We start from the raw sequence: 19,404 nt of genomic DNA on the forward strand, positions 1-19,404 counted from the left end.
CTGTGCCCCACCGGGCAAGGTTTGGATTCGGGTGCTGTCAGCAGGGAGTCGCCGCGCCTTTGCGCGCGTACCACCACCAAGTCACCACAATGCAGCTCAGGTAAAAGCCGACGAACATGTAGAAGGCCATCTCCGGGCCGCCGGTCTGGGCCATGGAAGTGCCGAAGGATTTGGGGATGAAGAACGCGCCGAAGGCGCCCATGGCCGAGCTGAAGCCAAGGACCGCGGCCGACTCCTTGCCGGCGTTTTTCAGCGCCTGCTCGCGCACCGCTGAGCTTTGCCCGGCGGCGGCCTTTTCGTGCAGGGTGCGGAAGATCACCGGGATCATGCGGAAGGTGGAGCCGTTGCCGATGCCGGTGGTGATGAACAGCAGCATGAACAGGCCGAGGAAGCCGTAGAAGTTGCCGCCGACGCCGTTGTGGGGAAGAAAATGTAGAACCCCGAAGACCATCACAATCATCGCCACGAAGTTCCACAAGGTGACCCGGGCACCGCCCAGCTTGTCCGCCAGCCAGCCGCCCAGCGGCCGCACCAGGGCGCCCACCAGCGGGCCGAGGAAGGCGAATTTCAGCGCCACCACGTCCGGGAACGCGGTCTTGATCAGCAGCGGAAAGGCCGCCGAGAAGCCGATGAACGAGCCGAAGGTCGCCAGGTACAGCCAGCACATCAGCCAGTTGTGCTTGCGCTTGAAGATCACCGCCTGCTCGCTGAACGAAGCCTTGGCGCTGGACAGGTCGTTCATGCCGAACCAGGCCAACAGGGTCACCGCGATAATGAAGGGCACCCAGAGAAAGCCGGCGTTCTGCAGCCACAGCTGGCTACCGTCGGCCAGCATCTGGGGTTGCCCGCCGAGCCAGCCGAACAGGCCGAAGGTGATCACCAGCGGCACGCAGAACTGCATCACCGACACCCCGAGGTTGCCCAGCCCGGCATTCAGGCCCAGGGCCGTGCCCTGCTGCGACTTGGGATAGAAGAAGCTGATGTTGGACATGCTCGAGGCGAAGTTGCCGCCGCCGAAACCGCAGAGCAGCGCGATCAGCACGAACACGCTGTAGGGGGTGTTCGGGTCCTGCACGGCAAAGCCCATCCACAGCGACGGCAGCAACAGCGAGGCGGTGCTCAGGGCGGTCCAGCGGCGGCCACCGAAGATCGGCACCATGAACGAATAGAACACCCGCAAGGTGGCGCCGGACAGCCCCGGCAGCGCCGCCAGCCAGAACAGCTGGTCGGTGCTGAAGCTGAAGCCGATGGCGTTCAGGCGCACGATCACCGTGCTCCAGACCATCCACACGGCAAAGGCCAGCAGCAGCGCGGGAATCGAGATCCACAGGTTGCGGGTCGCTGTCTGCTTGCCGCTGCGCCCCCAGAAAGCGGGGTCTTCCGGGCGCCAGTCATGAATCACCGGGCCTGAATCGGGCTTGTTAAGAACCGACATGTTCTTCTCCTTGGGCAATGCTGGAAAACGGGGACGAGGTGGCCGGCGGCTGTTTGCCCAGCAGCGGGCGCTTGCGGATTTCGCTGAGGTACATCCAGGTGAGCGACACCCAGACCACGCCGTACATCAACATGAAGCAGGAAGAGCGCACGCCGGTGAGGTCCACCAGGGCGCCGAACAGGATGGGCAGGACGAAGCCGCCCAGGCCGCCGGCCAAGCCGACGATGCCGGACACCGCGCCCATGTTTTGCGGGTAGTCGTTGGCGATGTATTTGAATACCGAGGCCTTGCCGAAGGCGAAGGCGATGCCCATGACGAACAGCAGCACGGTGAACAGCGCCGGGCTCAGGCCGATGTGGAAATCCAGGGAGCCGTCGACGGTGTGCACTTGCAACTGGGTCTGCGGGTAGGACAGCAGGAACAGGCAGATCCAGCTGACCCAGAGCACCCACCAGGTCACGCTCTGGGCGCCCCAGCGGTCCGACATCCAGCCGCCGACGGCGCGCAGCACGCCGCCTGGCAGGGAGAAACAGGCGGCCAGCAGCGCCGCGCTCTGCAGGCTGAAACCGTATTCCTGCACGTAGTACTGGGTCATCCACAGCGCCAGGGCCACGTAGCCGCCGAAGACGATCGAGTAGTACTGGCAGTAGCGCCACACCGCCGGGTCCTTCAGCGCGCCCAACTGCTCGCGCAGGGTGGCGCCGGAAGCGCTGCGATGGGCCTTGTTGTCGGCGCTGAGAAACCAGAACAGCAGCGCGGTGATGAACAGGATCGCGCTGAAGGCTTTCGGCACCAGCTGCCAGCTGCCGGCGGCGATCAGCGCCGGGGCGAGAAACTTGGTCAGCGCGGCGCCGGCGTTACCGGCGCCGAAGATGCCCATGGCGAAGCCCTGGTTGTCCTGGTCGAACCACTTGGCGACGTAGGCGATGCCCACCGAAAACGAACCGCCGGCCAGGCCAACGAACAGGCCCAGGACCAGGAACTGCCAGTAGGCCGTGGCGTGGCTGATCAGGTACAGCGGCAACACGCAGCACAGCATCAGCAGGAAGAACACGCTGCGCCCGCCAAAGCGGTCGGTCAGCAGGCCCAGCGGCAGGCGCGCCAGCGAACCGGTCAATACCGGGGTGGCGGCCAGCAGGCCGAACTGGGTTTCGTTGAGCTGGAGCAGCTCCTTGATCGGCACCCCGAGCACCGCGAACATCATCCAGACCATGAAGCACACCGTGAAGGCCAGCGTACTCATACCCAGCACCAGGCCTTGTCGCACACGCGGTTGGGTCATCTCGCTCTCCCGTCAGTCATTCATGGCCGCAGACTAGAGAGGCGAACCCGGTAAAAACTTGACCCGGATCAAGGAAGCCCAGGCCCCGGTGGGCCTATGCTTGCGCCGCCTACCTCCAACGAGGTAGTGCCTTAAAACCTCTGAACCCTTTGTTTATCAGGCTCTTGCCTTGGCTCCACGAGGCGGCTGCACGGATCCGATGGACAGCAACTCTTTAGAGGTAGAGCGCCAGGGACCGGCGGCAAAACCATCGCCAGCCGCCCCTGGAGCCTGCTATGTCCGCCCTCCTCTCATTCACTCAGCGCCCGCGCCCATGATCCGCTGGCTGCGCAGTTCCCTGCCCGCCCGCGCCGGCCTGGCGGTGATCCTGATCGCCGTGCTGGCGCTGGCCAGTTCCCTGAGCGCCGGGCTGATCGCCTGGTTCAGCCAGGGCGACGCGGCAGCCATCAATACCGCGGGCTCGGTGCGCATGGAGACCTACCACCTGAGCTGGAAGCTGGCCGCGGGCGCCAGCGCCGAAGACATCGAGCGCATCCGCCAGAGCCTGCAACAGCGCCTCGACAGCCAGTCGCTCAGGGCTGTGCTGGAAGACGGCGCCGACCCCGACCTGCTAGGCAGCTACCGGCAGATCCAGCAACGCTGGAACGACGAATTGCAGCCGGCCCTGGAACGGCACGACGCCGCGGCGTTCCAGGCCCTGGCCCTGCCCTTCGTCGAACAGCTCAACCAGTTCGTCAGCCTGCTGCAACGCCAGAGCGAACATAAGCAGACCTGGCAACAGCTGATCCAGGGCGCGGCGTTGTTCACCACCCTGTTCGTCCTGCTGCTGGGCCTGTACGAGCTGCAATACAGCGTGGTCACGCCGTTGCAGGAACTGGTGGAAGCCACCCAGGGTTTTCGTCGCGGCGAGTTCCAGGTGCGGGTCAACCACCAGTCCCAGGACGAGCTGGGCCAACTGGCCACCAGCTTCAACGCCATGGCCGAGACCATCGAACAATCCCACCGCACCCTGGAAACCCTGGTGCGGCAAAAGACCCACAACCTGCAACAGGCCAATGCTGCCCTCGAGCTGCTGTACCAGAGCAGCCGCAGCCTGGCCACGCGGCTGGCCAACGCCGAAGGCCTGGACGAACTGATCCGGCGCTTCCAGCAGCGCCTGCCAGGGCTGCGCCTGTCGCTGTGCCTGCAAGGCCAGTTGCAGGCCCCGGCGCAGCAACTGATCGCCCTGCATGGCGCCAGCAGCCGGGACGTCTGCGCGGTCAGCGATTGCGCCACCTGCCAGCGCCACCAGCAGATCAGCCGGCAGCGTTTCAGCATCAGCAACCAGGGCAGCGAACTGGGCGAACTCAAGGCGCACTTCCTCGATGGCCATGCCCCGCAAGCCTGGGAAACCGAACTGATCCAGGCCCTGGCCAACCTGATCGGCACCTCGCTGTCGCTCAAGCGCCAGCGCGAACAGGACCATCGCCTGCTGCTGTTCGAAGAGCGCGCGATCATCGCCCGCGAGCTGCACGACTCCCTGGCCCAGGCCCTGTCCTACATGAAGTTGCAGGTCAGCCGCATGCAGACCCTGATGCGCCGTGGCGAACCGGTGAGCACCCTGGAGAACGTCACCGCCGAACTGCGCGAGGGGGTGAACAATGCCTACCGCCAGTTGCGCGAACTGCTGACCACCTTTCGCCTGCAGATCCACGATGCCGGGCTGGTGCGCGAGCTGGAAGCGACCACCGAGGAGTTCTCCCGTCGCGGCGACTTCCAGGTGCACCTGCAGCTCGACAGCCTGGCCTTCGAGCTGTCGGCCAGCGAGCAGATCCACCTGTTGCAGATCACCCGTGAGGCGCTCTCCAACTGCCTGCGCCACGCCCACGCGGAGAATGTCTGGCTGCAACTGCGCCAGCACGGCGAAACCCTGCGCCTGTCGATCGAGGACGATGGCCGTGGCTTCAGCAGCGACCACGACAACAGCGGCAATCAACGCGAACACCACGGCCTGAACATCATGGACGAGCGGGCGCGCAGCCTGCATGGCCAGTTGCAGATTTTTTCCAGGACGCCCCAGGGCACCCTGGTGCAGATGGAATTCCGTCCGGAGTTTCTCGGAGTCCCCACAGAAGGTAGCGCCGCATGAACCCATCCCCCACCTACCGGATCCTGCTGGTCGACGACCATCCGATGATGCGTCGCGGCATCCGTCAGATGCTCGAACTGGAAGACGACCTGCAGATCGTCGGCGAGGCCAGCCACGGCGAAGAAGCCCTGGGCCTGATCGAGCCCTTGCAGCCCGACCTGGTGCTGCTCGACAACAACATGCCGCAACTCAACGGCATCGAGACCCTGCGCCGCCTGCGGACCATGGACTACCGCGGCAAGGTGCTGCTGTTCACCGTGTCCGATGCCGAGGACGACATTCGCGACGCCCTGCGCCTGGACGCCGACGGCTACCTGCTCAAGGACATGGAACCCGAGCTGCTGATCCAGTACCTGCGCGATGCCCTGAACGGCGCGCTGGTGATCAGCCCGGGGCTGACCCGGGTCATGGCCCAGGCCCTGCGTTCGCCACCGCGCCAGCCGGAGGTGGAGCTGACCGAACGCGAGCGCCAGGTGCTCAAGACCATCGCCAGCGGCTACAGCAACAAGGTCATCGGCCACAAGCTGGGCATCACCGAAGGCACGGTCAAGGTCCATGTGAAGAACCTGCTGCACAAGCTCGGCCTGCGCTCGCGGGTCGAGGCCGCCGTGTGGGCCATGGAGCACCTGCGCAACGCCGGTTGAGCCGCACGCTGCGCCTTTTAGCCCCTCCTGCCTCTTTAGCCCTTTAGAGGTAGGCCGGCGGAGGCATAGGCCATGGCAGCCCCGCGCTCTACCATGGCCGGCAGCGGAGGTACCCATGCTGACCCACCCTTCCATCGTGCTGTTCCTGCGACGCCATCATCTGTTCAGCCAATTGCCGGAGCCGGTCTTCGAAGAAGTCTGTGCCCAGGCCATGCTCAGGCGCCTGGCCAGCCACGGCACCCTGATGCACCAGGGCGACCCGGCCAAACGCTTTTTCCTGTTGGTCAGCGGCCAGGTCAAGCTGTACCGCATCAGCGGCGAGGGCCAGGAGAACCTGGTGGAAATCATCCAGCCCGGGCAGACCTTCGCCGAGGCCCTGCTGTTCAGCCAGGCGCGCTTCTACCCGGTGAATGCCACCGCGTTGAAAGACAGCGTGTTGATCAGCATCGACGGCAACCATTACCGCCACGCCCTGGAAGACCAGCCCCAGGTGTGCCTGGCAATTCTGGCGAGCATGAGCGTGCACCTGCACCAGCGCCTCAAGGACATCGACACCCTGACCCTGGGCAGCGCCAGCCGGCGGGTGGTCAACTTTCTGTTGCAGGAACGCGATCCCCTCAGCGGCGCGGTGGTGCTGCAGGTGTCCAAGCGTCTGGTGGCCTCGAAGCTGGGGATCCAGCCCGAGACCTTCTCGCGCATCCTCCATCGCTTGGTGGACAGCGGCCTGATCGCCATGGAACGGCGCAATATCCTGATCCTCGGCGAGGACAAACTGGCCGCCTACCAGGGTTAACGGCCAATAAAGCATTACCGGCAAATCCCGGACCCGTAGGAGCGCAGCTTGCTCGCGAGGCGTCGGGTCAGACACCCCGCGTTATCCCGGTCGGCGCCTGCAAAAGGCATTGCCCGGCGGTCCGTGACTCAACCCGCCGCCAGCCCCTTCCCCGCCCGCTCCAGATTGCGCCACAGCCAGGCCGGCAACACCTCGGGGTCAAGGCTGTCAATCAGGTTCTTCAGGGTCAGGCCCAGTTCGGTATCGCCCTCGATCACCAGGCGTCGGCGGAAGAACAGGGTGTCCGGATCTTCCTGGCGGCTGGCCAGCAGCAGGAACTCGCGCCAGTTGCCGCTGATGGTCACGTCGGCCCGGGCCCGCGCGGCGATGCGCAGGCCGTCGCGGTCGCGGGTCACATACCAGGCCAGGCCCAGGTCGGGAATCCGCAGGCACAGCCAGCGCCGGCGCAGCAGGTCGAATTCGCCGGCGCGCAGCGGCTCGGCCAGACAGCGGTTGAGCCCCTGCTGCAAGGCCAGGCGCTGCACGCCGAACGGCACCCGCCGCAGCAATGGCAGCACCCGGTCGGCGCCGCGCAGCAGCCAGTCCTTGCGGCTCATCTGACGCCTGGATTGTCCACTCAGCACAGGCCCACCTCCTCGACGCGCAACATGCCGGCCTGGCCATGCCAGTAGCCGTTGCAGCCCTCGACGAACACCGGTGGCGTCGCGCCCTGGCGCACCCGCTGATAGGCCTCGATCACCTCGCCCATGCCCTGGGCCCGCGGGCTCAGGCGCAGCAGGTCGGCGCCGCAGGCCACCAGCCCGGCGTAGTCCGCCAACAGATTGGTGACCTCGGCCGACATGGTCTGGATGCCATTGAGGGTGAACAGCGCCTGGCCTTCCTGGCTGCTCAGCGCGAGGCCGTCGGGGTACTGGATGCAGCAGAACTGGCAGTCGTCCTTGGGCCGGTCCTGGGCCCGGGCGGTGAAGCAGCGCGCGGAATAGGCCAAGGGCAGATGCCCATAGGCGAAGACCTCGACCTCAGGCACCGCCTGACCCAACTCGCGCACCTGATCCAGCACCCCGCGGATCAGCGCCGCCGAACACTCCACCGGCGGCACCCAGCGGATCATCCCGCACCCCTGCAATTGGGCCAGGGCGTGGCCGTTGTACAGGTTGAGGGCCGGGCCGCCCACGAACGGCAGCTTGCGCTCGGCGAGGAACTGCACCGCGCCCATGTCGTTGGCCTCCACCAGCAGTTCGCCGTTGTCGCACAGGCGCCGCAGGCTGGACAGCTCCGAGGCGGCTTCGATCAGGGTCAGGCTGGACAGCACGATCTGCGCCTGGCTACAGCCCTGCAGCTCGCGCCCCAGGCCTAGCCACTGGTCCAGGGACAGCGCCCGGCGCTTCGAACACACGGTTTCCCCCAGGTAAATCACATCCAGGGGCAAGGCCGACATCTCGGAATAGAAACGCCCCAATTGTTCCTTGTCCCAGTAGAACAGGACGGGGCCCAGGCTGAGCTTCATCGCGAATTCCTCATTGCCATGATCGGTGGTAGGCACCCAGGGTGGTCTGGCTGCCCTCGGACAGAGCGGCCAGCACCAGGCGCCACTGGTCCTTGACCGCGAAACTGGCGGGTGCGGCGCGGTGGGCATCCAGCGCCGCGCGCCAGACCCGGGTGACCTGCTCGACATAGGCCGGGCTGCGCTGGCGGCCCTCGATCTTCACCGCCTCGACGCCAATGGCCGCCAGCTCCGGCAGCAGGTCCAGGGTGTCGAGGCTGGTGGGTTCCTCCAGGGCATGGAAGCGCCTGCCCTCGACCAGGAAACGCCCCTTGCACAGGGTCGGGTAGCCGGCCGCTTCATTATCGGTGTAGCGGTCGATCAGCACTTCGCTGAGGCGCGCGCTCAAGCCTTCGGCGTCCTCGCTCCAGCGCACCGCCTTGGCCGGCGAGCAGACGCCGCACAGGTTCGGCGACTCGCCGGTGATGTAGGAAGACAGGTGGCAGCGCCCTTCGGCCATGATGCACAGGCTGCCAAAGGCGAACACCTCGATCGGCACACTGCTGCTGGCCGCCACCTGGCGCACCTGGGCCAGGGACAGCACCCGAGGCAGCACGGCGCGGCGGATGTTGTAGTGCTGGGCGTAGAACGCCAAGGCGCTGGCATTGGTCGCCGAGCCCTGCACCGACAGGTGCAGGTTCAATTGCGGATGGCGCTGGCTGGCATAGGCCAGGACCCCGGGGTCGGCGGCGATCAGCGCGTCGACCCCATGATCGGCGGCGCGGTCCACCGCCCGTTGCCAGCGCGCCCAGCCCTGGGGCTGGGGGTAGGTGTTGACCGCCACATAGAGTTTGCGTTGGTGCTGGCGAATATGCGCGACCGCCGCGTCGAACTGCTTGTCGTCCATGTTCAGGCCGGCGAAATGGCGGGCATTGGTGTCGTCGCGAAAGCCGACGTAGACGGCATCGGCGCCTTGGCGCACCGCCGCTTTGAGCGCAGGCAGGTTGCCTGCGGGGCAGACCAGTTGCATGGGGGTTCCTCATCAAAGAACGCGCCAGGGCGACGCGTATGCTGCGATCGGAAATGCGCTGCCAGTCTAGCCAGACCGGCAGCCACGGCCTTGACCGCAATCAATTGCCGTCACTGCATCAGCTCGGCGAACGACAGGAAGGGCACAGGGTCGCCCAGGCGCACCTGACGCTCGCACTCCACCAGCGCCAGACCATCGGCCCAACAGGCGGCGCTGAGCATCGCCGAGCTTTGCTGGGGGTGCAGTTGCACGCTGGTCTGGGCATCCTCGCCGGGCACCAGGCGGGCACGCAGATACTGGCGGCGTCGGTTGCGCTGCAACCACTCGAAGCCCGCGGGCAATGCCATGGTTCGCGGCAACACATCCGTCACGCCCTGGGCCCGCAGCAGGAACGGCCGCACCACCACCAGCGCGGTCACCAGCGCCGCCGAGGGGTTGCCCGGCATGCCGATCCACGGTTTGCCGGCCACTTCGCCAAAGGCCAGGGGCTTGCCCGGCTGGATCGCCAGGCGCCAGAAATCCACGTTGCCGAGTTCCTCGATCGCCTGCTTGAGGTGGTCTTCCTCGCCCACCGAGACCCCGCCCGAAGTCAGCAGCAGGTCGCATTCCGACGAGGCCAGGCTCAAGGCGTGGCGGCTGGCCGCCAGCTCATCGGCCATCACCCCGTAGTCATGCACCTCCACGCCCCAGCCACGCAGCAGCGCCGACAGGCAGTAACGATTGCTGTTGTAGATCTGCCCCGGCGCCAGGGGCTGGCCGGGCTCGCGCAACTCGTCGCCGCTGCTCAGCAGGCACACGCGCAGCGGCCGATAGACCTCGACCCGGGCGACCCCGGCAGCGGCCAGCAACCCCAGTTCCTGGGCACGCAGGCGCTTGCCGGCCTTGAGCAACAGATCGCCGCGCCCCACCTCCTCGCCCTGCTGGCGCACGTGATCGCCCACCGTCACCGGCGGCAGCCAGAGCTGCCCGTCCTCGACCCGACAACGCTCCTGGGGCACCACCGTATCGGCCCCCGGCGGCAAGGGCGCGCCGGTGAAGATGCGCACCGTCTGCCCCGCCGCCAGGGGTGTGTCCGCCGCCTGCCCGGCGGCGATCCGTCCGCCCAGGGTCAGGCGGCCACCGGTAGATGGCAGGTCGGCGGCACGCAAGGCGTAGCCGTCCATGGCGCTGTTGTCCCAGCCCGGCAGGTTCAGCGGCGAATGAATGTCCGCCGCCAGCACCCGGCCCAGGGCTTGCTCCAGGGCGATGTCCTGGGTCGTGGGTGGTGGCGGCACCTGGTCCAGCAGATGGGCGATGGCCTGGTCCACCGGGATCAGTTGGCCGCTGTCGCAGCCACAGCCGGTCACGACCGCACCCCACAGGCCTCGATGTGTTGTTGCGGCTCCTGATGGGGCTGCGGCTTGAGATGGGGAGCGAAATTGCACGGGCCGGTGCGGCTGTCCAGCTGCGGGCGCAGGATCATGTTCCAGGCGGTGCGACAGGCCCCCGGCGAGCCCGGCACGCACACCACCAGCACGCCGTTGCTGACCCCGGCCAGGGCCCGCGACTGCAGGCTGGACATGCCGATTTCTTCCACCGACACCTGGCGGAACAGCTCGCCGAAACCTTCCACATGCTTGTCCAGCAGCGGCAGCACCGCCTGGGGCGTGTTGTCCCGCACGGTGAAGCCGGTGCCGCCGGTCATCAGCACCACCTGCACCTCGGGGTCGGCAATCCACTGCGAGACACGGGCGCGGATCTGGTAGATGTCGTCCGGCACCAGGCCACGATCGATCAGCACATGGCCGGCGCTCTGCAGCAGGTCGCTGAGGGTCTGGCCCGAAGTGTCGGTGTCCAGGGTGCGCGTATCGCTGATGGTCAGCACGGCGATGTTCAGGGGGTGAAACGTGCGTTGCGCCAGATGGGCCATATCCAAGCCTTCCCGTGAATGAGATAGGCCCCAGCCTGAACCGAATCCGCCGACGAACCTATTCCTCCAAGGAGGTACCTCGACGGGACGACAAAGCTCAGGGTGCCAGCCGGCCGTGGCGCCAAATGCCCTGGTGCAGGCGGTAGTCCAGGCGGTCATGCAGGCGGTCGCTGCGCCCTTGCCAGAACTCCATGCGCTGCGGGCGCAGGCAGTAGCCGCCCCAGTGTTCCGGGCGCGGCAGCGGCTGGCCGTCGAAGCGGCTGGTGGTAGTGGCCAGCAGCGACTCCAGTTGCAGCCGGTTGGCCAGGGGCTGGCTTTGCGGCGACGCCCAGGCGCCGAGACGACTGGCCAGGGAGCGCGAATCGAAATACACATCCGACAGCCGCGGCGCTAACCGCGAGACCTGCCCTTCGATTCGTACCTGGCGCTCCAGGGCCGGCCAGAAGAAGGTCATGGCGGCCCGGGGATTGGCCGCCAGCTCCAGGCCCTTGGCACTCTGGTAGTTGCCGAAGAAGGTAAAACCCTCAGCGCTCAAGCCCTTGAGCAACAGCACCCGGCAATGGGGCTGGCCCTGCTCGTCGACCGTGGCCAGGCACATGCTGTTGGCCTCCACCGGCGCCTGCTCGGTGTCGCGGGCCTGTTGCAGCCACTGCTGGAACAGCGGCAGCGGATCGTCCGGCGCGGCCTCGTCGGACAGGCCATCGCGGCAGTAGTCACGGCGCATCTGGGCCAGGGAAAGGGGCATGAGGGTGATCTCCGTTGGGGTTTTGCGCAGTCTGCGAGGCGGCGCCGGGCATGACCTTGATCGCCATCAACAGCCGGCATCGATTACCTCCCTCATTGACCACCGCCATTCTTCTGTAGGAGCAGCCGGTCGACGCTCGATTGCTCGCGATGGACCTGAGAACGATGCGGGGTGCCAGGTTATACGCGTCATCGTTGACGATCATCGCGAGCAAGCTTCGCTCCTACAGAGACAGTTCATGACCAGCCGTCGAGCGTCGGGCCTGCTACTTGAGCCGCAGGCGCCGGGCCAGTTTGTGCAGGTTGCTCGGGTCGACTTCCAGCAAGCGCGCGGCGCGGGCCCAGTTGTTGCGGCAGCGGCTCAGGGCCTGGTGGATCTTCTGCCGCTGGCAATCGTCGACGGCTTCGCTCAGGGGCTGGAAAGGCCCGTCGACAGTAGCCTCAGGTGGCTGTCCGGATGGCTCCGCGCCCTTCACCGAGCTATCGAGATCGAGAACGTCCGGCTCCAAGGTCAGGATCTGGCTACGACTGCCACCACGGCTGAGCTGCTTGAGGGCGGCACGGCTGATCACGTGTTCCAGCTCCCGCACATTGCCCGGCCAGGGGTAAGCCAGCAGCGCCCGTTCGGCCGCCGGCGACAGGCGCAGGCCACGCAGGCCGAGACGGCTGCGGTTGAGTTCGAGGAAATGCCCGGCCAGCACCAACACATCGGAGCCGCGTTCGCGCAGCGGCGGGATCGGCACCGGGTACACCGAAAGCCGGTGGTACAGGTCGGCGCGAAACAGCCCGTCGCGGATGCTGTCCGGCAGGTGGCGGTTGGTCGCGGCGATGATGCGCACATCCACATGCAGCGGCTTGTCCGCCCCCAGGCGCTGGATCTCGCCGTTCTGCAGGGTGCGCAGCAACTTGGCCTGCACGCTCAACGGCAGCTCGCCGACCTCGTCGAGAAACAGCGTGCCGCCGTTGGCCGCGTCGAAGCGTCCGGCGCGGTCGCTGGTGGCGCCGGAAAAGGCGCCCTTGACGTGACCGAACAGCTCACTCTCGGCCAGGGACTCCGGCAGCGCCGCGCAGTTGACCTGCACCAGCGGCTTGTGGGCGCGCCGGGACAGCCGGTGCAGGCGGCGGGCGAACAGCTCTTTGCCAACCCCGGTCTCGCCCAGCAGCAACACCGGCAATTCGGAGTCGGCGAGCACGTCCAGCTCGTTGAGCAATTGGTGCAGGACCTCGCTCTGGCCGAGGATCTCGCCCTCCTCCACCGGCCCGCGCGCATCCTGCGGCTCGCTGCGGGACAGGCGCAGGCTGCGGTTCTCCTGCTCCAGGCGGGTGACCCGCAGCGCCGCCTCGATCTGCAGGCTGCAGCGCTTGAGCTCGTCCCGGGCCTGGCGGTCGAAAGTCCCGGGGCGCAGCGCGTCGAGGGTGATGGCACCCCAGACCCGCCCTTCCACATACAGGCTCACGCCCATGCAGTCGTGCACCGCCAGCGGCCCGTTGTCCGGGTGGTCGAGCAGCCCGTCATAAGGGTCCGGCAGGCGGCTGTCGGGCTCGAACCAGGTGGGCTCGCGGGACGCCATGATCGCCGCCAGGCGCGGGTGCTGGGCGATCACGAAACGTCGCCCGAGGGCTTCATGCACCAGGCCGACGGTGGCCAGCGGCCGCAGGCTGTCGTCGTCCAGGCGCAGCAGGCCCACGGCCCCGGCCTTGAAGTATTCCCGCAGGGTCTGCACCAGACGCTGCAAACGCACGGCATTGGGCAACTCGACAATCAGGTCGGCCGCCAGACTTTCACGCAACATGGTAGTCATCACCCTTTCTGGTGGTTTCAACCCCGAAGCTTCGGGGTCATCCGCACCACGACAAAAAATTAATCCATTATTTTCAAAAAGTTATAGCTGGCATGGCGGATGCAAAGGCCCAGGGGAACCACTCCAATAAGGAAAACCTGATGAACCCGACACTGCTGGAACGACCCGGTCTTGCCCAACCAGACGCTTCGAAACACAACCTCCTGGAGCAAAGCCTCGGCCAACTGGCCTGCGACATCCCCGGCGCCAGCCGGGTGTTTCATGAGTTCAACCTGGACTTCTGCTGCGGCGGGCAGAAAACCCTGCGCGACGCCGCCCTCGGCAAAGGTCTCGACCCGGTGCAGATCGCCGAGGCCCTGCACCTGCTGCAAGACAGCGCCGCCCGGCAGCACGACTGGCGCGACGAACCGAGCGAGCAACTGATCGCCCATATCCTCACCCGCTACCACGCCCGTCACCGCGAACAGCTGCCGGAACTGATCCGCCTGGCCTGCCGCGTTGAGCAGGTGCATGGCGCCCGCAACAGCTGCCCCAACGGCCTGGCCGACCACCTGCGGGACATGCAGCAGGAACTCGAAGGCCACATGCTCAAGGAAGAACAGGTGCTGTTCCCGATGCTGCAACAGGGCCTGGGCCGTCGGGCGGCGCCGCCGATCCATGTGCTGCGCCTGGAGCACGAGCAACATGGCGAGGCCCTGGAGAAGCTGCTGGTGCTGACCGACCACATCACCCCGCCCGCCGACGCCTGCAACACCTGGCGCGCGCTGTACCGCGGGCTGAGCGAATTTCGCGACGACCTGATGCAGCACATCCACCTGGAAAACAACGTGCTGTTCGTCAATGCCCTGAACGCTTGATCCCCGCCCTCCCGTGCCAGCCCCGTGGCTGGCACGCTCATTCAGCCGTGCCAATAGAACATCGCCTTGGCCAGGACCACGATCAGCAGCATGTGCCCCAGCACGCTGCGGCGGATCCAGCAGGCGCGGCCGGCGCTCAACCGCGCGGTCTTGAGCCAGTACGCCAGCAACAGGTAATGGCCGATGATGCTCAGGGCCAGCATGATCTTCAGGCTCAACAGGCTGGCGAAACTGCTGCCCAGAGGCTGGCTCAAGGCGCCGCGATGCTGCCAGGCCAGGCCGATACCGGCGCCGTACAACAGCAGCACCACGCCATGCAGGACCTTGCGCGAACGCACTGCGATAGCCTGGTCGGCCGTCACCTGGGCGTCGCTCGCCAGTTGCCGGCGCGCCGTGTGCCAGATGCACACCTCGAAGAACAGCGTGCCGATAAAACCTATGGCCGCCAGCAGGTGGATGACCACTAACCAGGGGTAAAGCATTGCCCTTCTCCTTGCTCCGCATTCAGGGCTCAGCCCGGATGCCCGTCGACCCGCGCCCGCAGCAGCATCGGCCCGTAGCGCCAGACGTACAGGGCAAAGGCCAGGGCCCAGCACACACCCGCCAGCCACAACGCCGCCACCGGCAGCCAGAGCACCAGCAGCACCCGGCTGAGGCAGGCCAGATTGAGCAGGATGAACGCCAGGGTCATGCCGGCCGGTGGCTCCAATGGGCGCCCGGTGTGGCCCAGGCTGACCCGGGCGATCATCGCCAGGATCAGCCCGGCCATGGCGCCGATGGTCAGGCCGTGCAGGGCCAGGCTGGGGTTCAGCGGCGCGCCGAAATGCCACAGCGCCATGCCCAGGCACGCCAGCGCCAGCCAGCCGTAGGCCAGGTGCAGCGACCACAGCAGCGGCACGCGCCACAGCCCGCGATCCTGCCAGCGCCACAACCGCAGCAGATGCGCGGCCGCCAGCAGCAGGAACAGCGCGCCGACCCAGGTATTGGCCACCAGCGCCGGCCCGGCGGCATACAGCAGCGCCACCAGCGCCGACCCCACCAACACCAGATAATCGAGCCACGGCCAGGGCGCCACGGCCGCGACCCGACCGAGGCCGCGCTGGGTGAAAAACGGAATCACCCGCCCGCCGATCAGGCTCATCATCGCCGCCACCAGCCACAGGCCGCTCAACACGCCCTGGCGCTGCCAGCCTTCATGACCTTGCAGCAGGCCGGCCACCGACAAGCCGTCGGCCGCGGCCAGCAACAGCAGCACCAGGACAATCGGGTAATTACGTTGCTGGCGTACCTTCCACAGCATGCGGCCCATCAACCATGCCAGCGCCAGGGGAAAGCCCAGCTCCAGCACGGCCAGCAGCGGCCAGGGCGCGCTGCCCAGCCAGGCCAGGCGCGCGGCCAGCCAGAGCAAGGCCAGGGCCGCCAGCGGCTTGCCGCTCAGGCCCGGCTGGCCGGTCCAGGTCTGCGCCGCGGTCAGCAGGAAGCCGGCGATGATCGCCAGGCCGAAACCGAACAGCAATTCGTGGCGGTGCCAGCCCAGCCAGCCCCCCGCCGGTTGCCAGTCGCCCAGGGCACCCTGTAGCGCCGTCAGCCACAGCGGCACCACCAGCAGCGCCAGGACACAACCGGCGAGAAAAAACGGCCGGAAGGCCAGGCGTAACAGCGGCACGATCGCCATCGCTGCACGACGGTCAAGTACTTGCATCAAGCCCACTCCTTTACCCAGCGGCCGACCCGGCGACGGTCGACACGCGGCGAATGAAATCCCCGGCCATCATCGGCCATTGGCGCGCTCTTGCCGTTGTCGCAAATCAAGCTTGCCCGGGATGCGGCGGGCTGTTGTGCCCGCCGTCCTTTCTGGCAGTGCAAGGGCCGTGCCCCGGTGCCCGATCGCAATCTGGAGCGGCCACAAGCCGGCGGGCCGGGGGTTCGGCCAGGGCGGCGTTGGGGTTCGCCTTCCAGCTAGAGGGTCAAATTGACCACTCGCTAGTCATTTACACCCTAAATCGCCAGGTCTTTTTGACCACGCCGTTGGAAATCCCCCGAATACAGGGGGCCTGGCGCCTGGCCCGGGTCTTGCTGAACACAGGGCACCCAATCTCTCCCGAATTACCGGAGCCACCATGAATACCGCCGGAGCCATCCTGAAAAAGACCATCCAGCCACTGACGTGGTTTGTCGTCCTCGGCGCGATCCTCGCCCTCGCCAGCCGTGTCGCCCTCGGCCTCGTCTGACAGCCCTGGTCTGACAGCCGCCGTCCTCCCCAAACCATAAGGATGAATATTCATGGTGCTTCATCGCGTGCATCACCAGATCCTGCGCAGCCATCACCTGTTCGAGCCCCTGAACGAGGAGCAGCTGGACGAGCTGATGGCGGCCAGCCAGTTGCTCAGCATCGACAAGGGCGACCCGCTGTTCCGCCAGGGCGAGCCGGCCGAGGCCTTCTATTTCGTGATCGCCGGCGCGGTGAAGGTCTACCGCCTGACACCGGACGGGCAGGAGAAAGTGTTCGAAGTCATAGGCCCGCGGCAGACCTTCGCCGAGGCCATGATGCTGATGGACACGCCGGACTATGTGGCCTCGGCCGAAGCCATAGGCCCGACCCAGCTCTATCGCCTGTCCAACGACACCTACCTGCGCCTGCTGCAAAACAACAGCCGCCTGACCTTCGCCCTGCTCGGCAAGCTCTGCGTGCGCCTGCACCAGCGGGTCAACGAGATCGAAACCCTGTCGCTGAAGAACGCCACCCACAGGGTGGTGCGGTATCTGCTGACACAGCTGATGCAGCTGCAACCGGTGGAACGCCGGTTCGAACTGCCGATGGCCAAGCAACTGATCGCCGGCCACCTGGCGATTCAGCCGGAGACCTTCTCGCGGATCATCCGCCGCCTGATCGATGAAAAGATCATCAGCCAGGACGGCCGCCAGATCGTCATTCTCGACCGGCCGCGCCTGGAGCAATTCGAATGAGCGCCGGGCCGGTCTGCCTGTATTGCCAAAAAGCCAACCCGCCTCGGCAAAGCGCCTGCCGCCACTGCGGCATGCCGTTACCGGCCACCGCGGCGCACGCCGAACAACGTCGGCTGCAGCGCTTCAAATGGTTCTGCATCGGCCTGACGCTGTTCTGCGTGGCGATGTTCTTCTGGCTGCCGCGCTCCTAGCGGACGCTTTTGCCTGGAACACCGTGTTGCCCGTTTTGCGGCTGCTACGCAGCCGATCGCAGCCTCGCAGGCTCGGCAGCGGCTACAGACCGCGCACGGCTCTGGTCTCTACGTGTAGCCGCTGTCGAGCGTTAGCGAGGCTGCGATCGAGGACGCAGTCCTCGCAAAACCTATGCGCGAGATTTACCTGAAATAACGCGTTGCCTGATTGGCATTGCGATGCAGTCCCCGCAAGGCCTGCACATCAGGTTTGCCTGGAACCTTGAACCCGTCCCCCTCGCCTGCCCTCGCCAGCGAACGCGTCCCAGGCGGCGGGCAACAGCCGCGGATCTCTTCGCTGGCGAGCCAGGCGCCTGCCGTCAAGGGGTGTTGCGCCTCAGGGCTGGGTCAGCTGCCGATACAACTGCGGCAAGCGCAGGGGCAGTTGCTCGGGCTGGCGGATCAGGGTGTAGCCATTGGCGCCGAACATGTACGGCAGGTAAGCCGCCGCTTCGCGGTCGATGGTGATGCAGAACGGCGTCAGCCCCTGGCGCCGCGCTTCCAGTACCGCTTCGCGGGTGTCCTCGACGCCATAACGGCCTTCGTAGAGGTCCAGGTCGTTGGGCTTGCCGTCGGTCAGCAACAGCAACAGCTTGCGCTGGCGCTTGCAGCCAGCGAGCAGGCGCGTGGCCTGGCGGATCGCCGCACCCATGCGCGTATAGAAACCCGGCTTGAGCCCCTGGATCCGCCCGCGGGTGTGGTCGTCGTAACGCTGATGGAAAGCCTTGAGTTCCTGCATGCGCACCTGCTGGCGACGCAGCGAGGAAAACCCGTACAGGGCAAAGTCATCGCCGAGGCCAGCCAGGGTTTCGCCGAACAACAGCAGGCTGTCGCGGATCACCTCGATCACCCGATGCTCATCGTTGAGGTGGGCGTCGGTGGACATCGAGACATCGGCCAGCAGCAGGCACGCCAGGTCGCGCCGGGTCTGGCGCTGCTCCATGAACAGGCCGCGCTCGGCACAGGCGCCATGGGCGCGCTCGACGTGAAAATCCAGCCAGGCCTGCATGTCCAGTTCCGCGCCCTGAGGCTGCTGGCGCAACCACTGGCGGTCGTTGCGCAACTGCTGGAACTGCCGGCGCAGCAGCTGCGCCGAGGGCTTCAGCCGCGACGGCAGCGGCTGCGGCTGGCAGTCGCGTGGCACCAGCATTTGCAGGTTGACCAAGCCTTGCTGCAGGCGCCCCTTGCGGTAGTCCCATTCCGGCAGGTGGATGCCCTCGCCCAGGGGGATGTCGTCGACGTCCGCCGGCGGTAGGTCCAGGTGCAGCTTGAGGCCGCCGCCCTTGCGCAGGCGGGTGCGCGACAGGGTCAGCTCGTCCAGGTCGGCGGCGACCCGGGCGGCGTCCGGGTCTTCGCTATCGTCTGCCCAGCGGTCCAGGTCCACGTGCTCGGTCCAGCTGAACAGGTTCTCCAGGCGCAGGATCAGCAGGCCGCCGTCGCGGCTATGGTCCTCGACCCGACTGGCGCGCTTGCGCCCGCCGGCCTGCTCGCCGGCAGTCGTCGCCAGGTCCTCCGGTGAGTCCTCAAGATCAGCAACCAGCGGACTGGCCAGGTGCAGCGGCGGGTACAGCCACAACGGCACCGGCCAGGCCGCCCGTTCGCTGCGGGGAAACTCGGCGACGCTGCCGGGCTCGCGCAGGGCCTGGCACAAGGCCCGCTCCAGCGCGGCCTCGGGGCGGCTCAGCGAAGCCGGATCGGGGCGCAGTTGCAGGTGCGCCTCCACCAGCCGCCGGTAGCGACCACGCAACGCCGGGTAGCGCTGCAACAGGCGCCGGGTCCAGCGCTGATTGTCCCGGCCCCAGTGGCGCATCGGCCCGGACTGCGCCGCCAGCAGGGCCAGCCAGCGATACAGCTCCTCGTTCAACGCCGCCTCGGGGAACACCGCGAGGCTGGCCGGCAGGCGCAGGTTGTCGGCGTCGCACCAGGCCAGGGGCAGTTGCCGGCAGGTGCCGGCGATCTGCTGCAACAGGCTGCGGCGCAACAGCAGGTCGCGCTCGCTGGCCGCCTCGACACCGCGACCGTCGCCGCCCATGGCCCGCAACAGCAGGGCCAGGGAGCGTTGGCGCGGCGCCAGTTCGACCCGCGCCTCGGGAAAGTCCA

18 protein-coding genes are annotated in these 19,404 nt (G+C 66.8%); 6 read left to right on the plus strand and 12 right to left on the minus strand.

The features are described from left to right. Positions 1–37 precede the first annotated feature (37 nt). Positions 38–1,435: a NarK family nitrate/nitrite MFS transporter gene (locus J4D52_RS10685; RefSeq protein ID WP_102677021.1), complete on the minus strand. Its 1,398-nt coding sequence runs from the start codon at positions 1,433–1,435 to the stop codon at positions 38–40. After that, entirely contained in the window at positions 1,422–2,717 is a 1,296-nt protein-coding gene (locus J4D52_RS10690) for a nitrate/nitrite transporter (RefSeq protein ID WP_025810405.1), read from the minus strand. Before J4D52_RS10690 ends, J4D52_RS10685 begins: the two co-directional genes overlap by 14 nt. Positions 2,718–3,030: 313 nt before the next feature. On the opposite strand from J4D52_RS10690, the gene J4D52_RS10695 reads away from it, so the two are divergent. The 3 genes from J4D52_RS10695 to J4D52_RS10705 all read left to right on the plus strand — a co-directional run bounded on the left by J4D52_RS10695 (position 3,031) and on the right by J4D52_RS10705 (position 6,282). Further along, a complete protein-coding gene (locus J4D52_RS10695) occupies positions 3,031–4,845 on the plus strand; it encodes a HAMP domain-containing protein (protein WP_102677020.1) in 1,815 nt (604 codons plus the stop codon). Then, positions 4,842–5,489 (plus strand): two-component system response regulator NarL, encoded by a 648-nt coding sequence (narL, locus tag J4D52_RS10700; protein WP_009049452.1) that lies wholly within the window; start codon positions 4,842–4,844, stop codon positions 5,487–5,489. Before J4D52_RS10695 ends, narL begins: the two co-directional genes overlap by 4 nt. Positions 5,490–5,604: 115 nt before the next feature. Continuing rightward, a complete protein-coding gene (locus J4D52_RS10705) occupies positions 5,605–6,282 on the plus strand; it encodes a Crp/Fnr family transcriptional regulator (protein WP_102677019.1) in 678 nt (225 codons plus the stop codon). A 128-nt stretch (positions 6,283–6,410) separates the two neighbouring features. Here the strand turns inward: J4D52_RS10705 and J4D52_RS10710 are convergent, their stop codons facing one another. From J4D52_RS10710 to norR, 7 genes are all read right to left on the minus strand, one after another. Continuing rightward, positions 6,411–6,878: an SCP2 domain-containing protein gene (locus J4D52_RS10710; RefSeq protein ID WP_173678548.1), complete on the minus strand. Its 468-nt coding sequence runs from the start codon at positions 6,876–6,878 to the stop codon at positions 6,411–6,413. 20 nt (positions 6,879–6,898) lie between these two features. Then, complete coding sequence (locus tag J4D52_RS10715; RefSeq protein WP_102677017.1) at positions 6,899–7,789, minus strand: U32 family peptidase; 891 nt, start codon at positions 7,787–7,789, stop codon at positions 6,899–6,901. Between the two features lie 10 nt (positions 7,790–7,799). Beyond that, positions 7,800–8,795, minus strand: coding sequence for a peptidase U32 family protein (locus tag J4D52_RS10720; protein WP_025810399.1), 996 nt, complete (start codon positions 8,793–8,795; stop codon positions 7,800–7,802). A 110-nt stretch (positions 8,796–8,905) separates the two neighbouring features. Next, entirely contained in the window at positions 8,906–10,141 is a 1,236-nt protein-coding gene (gene glp / locus J4D52_RS10725; RefSeq protein WP_102677016.1) for a gephyrin-like molybdotransferase Glp, read from the minus strand. Next, positions 10,138–10,704: a molybdenum cofactor biosynthesis protein B gene (moaB, locus tag J4D52_RS10730; protein ID WP_102677015.1), complete on the minus strand. Its 567-nt coding sequence runs from the start codon at positions 10,702–10,704 to the stop codon at positions 10,138–10,140. Before moaB ends, glp begins: the two co-directional genes overlap by 4 nt. 97 nt (positions 10,705–10,801) lie before the next feature. Next, positions 10,802–11,449, minus strand: a complete 648-nt coding sequence (gene pdxH, locus J4D52_RS10735) for a pyridoxamine 5'-phosphate oxidase (RefSeq protein ID WP_102677014.1) — start codon at positions 11,447–11,449, stop codon at positions 10,802–10,804. Between the two features lie 265 nt (positions 11,450–11,714). Continuing rightward, positions 11,715–13,241, minus strand: coding sequence for a nitric oxide reductase transcriptional regulator NorR (gene norR / locus J4D52_RS10740; RefSeq protein ID WP_102677046.1), 1,527 nt, complete (start codon positions 13,239–13,241; stop codon positions 11,715–11,717). A 149-nt stretch (positions 13,242–13,390) separates the two neighbouring features. Between norR and ytfE the strand changes: the two genes are divergently transcribed. Further along, positions 13,391–14,107 carry an iron-sulfur cluster repair protein YtfE gene (gene ytfE / locus J4D52_RS10745; RefSeq protein ID WP_102677012.1) on the plus strand — a complete coding sequence of 239 codons (717 nt, stop codon included), beginning with the start codon at positions 13,391–13,393 and terminating at the stop codon, positions 14,105–14,107. Between the two features lie 41 nt (positions 14,108–14,148). On the opposite strand, the gene J4D52_RS10750 is transcribed toward ytfE, so the two are convergent. Together J4D52_RS10750 and J4D52_RS10755 are read right to left on the minus strand one after the other, a co-directional pair. Further along, the gene (locus J4D52_RS10750; protein ID WP_102677011.1) at positions 14,149–14,589 is read right to left on the minus strand and encodes a CopD family copper resistance protein; all 441 of its coding nucleotides are present in this window, start codon (positions 14,587–14,589) and stop codon (positions 14,149–14,151) included. A gap of 29 nt (positions 14,590–14,618) precedes the next feature. Beyond that, complete coding sequence (locus J4D52_RS10755) at positions 14,619–15,809, minus strand: NnrS family protein (RefSeq protein WP_102677010.1); 1,191 nt, start codon at positions 15,807–15,809, stop codon at positions 14,619–14,621. Between the two features lie 581 nt (positions 15,810–16,390). Between J4D52_RS10755 and J4D52_RS10760 the strand changes: the two genes are divergently transcribed. Both J4D52_RS10760 and J4D52_RS10765 read left to right on the plus strand, forming a co-directional pair. After that, complete coding sequence (locus J4D52_RS10760) at positions 16,391–17,074, plus strand: Crp/Fnr family transcriptional regulator (RefSeq protein ID WP_102677009.1); 684 nt, start codon at positions 16,391–16,393, stop codon at positions 17,072–17,074. Beyond that, positions 17,071–17,265, plus strand: a complete 195-nt coding sequence (locus J4D52_RS10765) for a protein DnrP (protein WP_102677008.1) — start codon at positions 17,071–17,073, stop codon at positions 17,263–17,265. Before J4D52_RS10760 ends, J4D52_RS10765 begins: the two co-directional genes overlap by 4 nt. Positions 17,266–17,641: 376 nt before the next feature. Here J4D52_RS10765 and J4D52_RS10770 read toward each other — a convergent pair. Further along, positions 17,642–19,404: nitric oxide reductase activation protein NorD (locus tag J4D52_RS10770; RefSeq protein ID WP_207272126.1), on the minus strand; the 1,763-nt coding region annotated here is incomplete at its 5' end.

This window comes from Pseudomonas sp. GW460-12-10-14-TSB1, assembly GCF_017349775.1.
GTDB lineage: Bacteria > Pseudomonadota > Gammaproteobacteria > Pseudomonadales > Pseudomonadaceae > Aquipseudomonas > Aquipseudomonas piscium.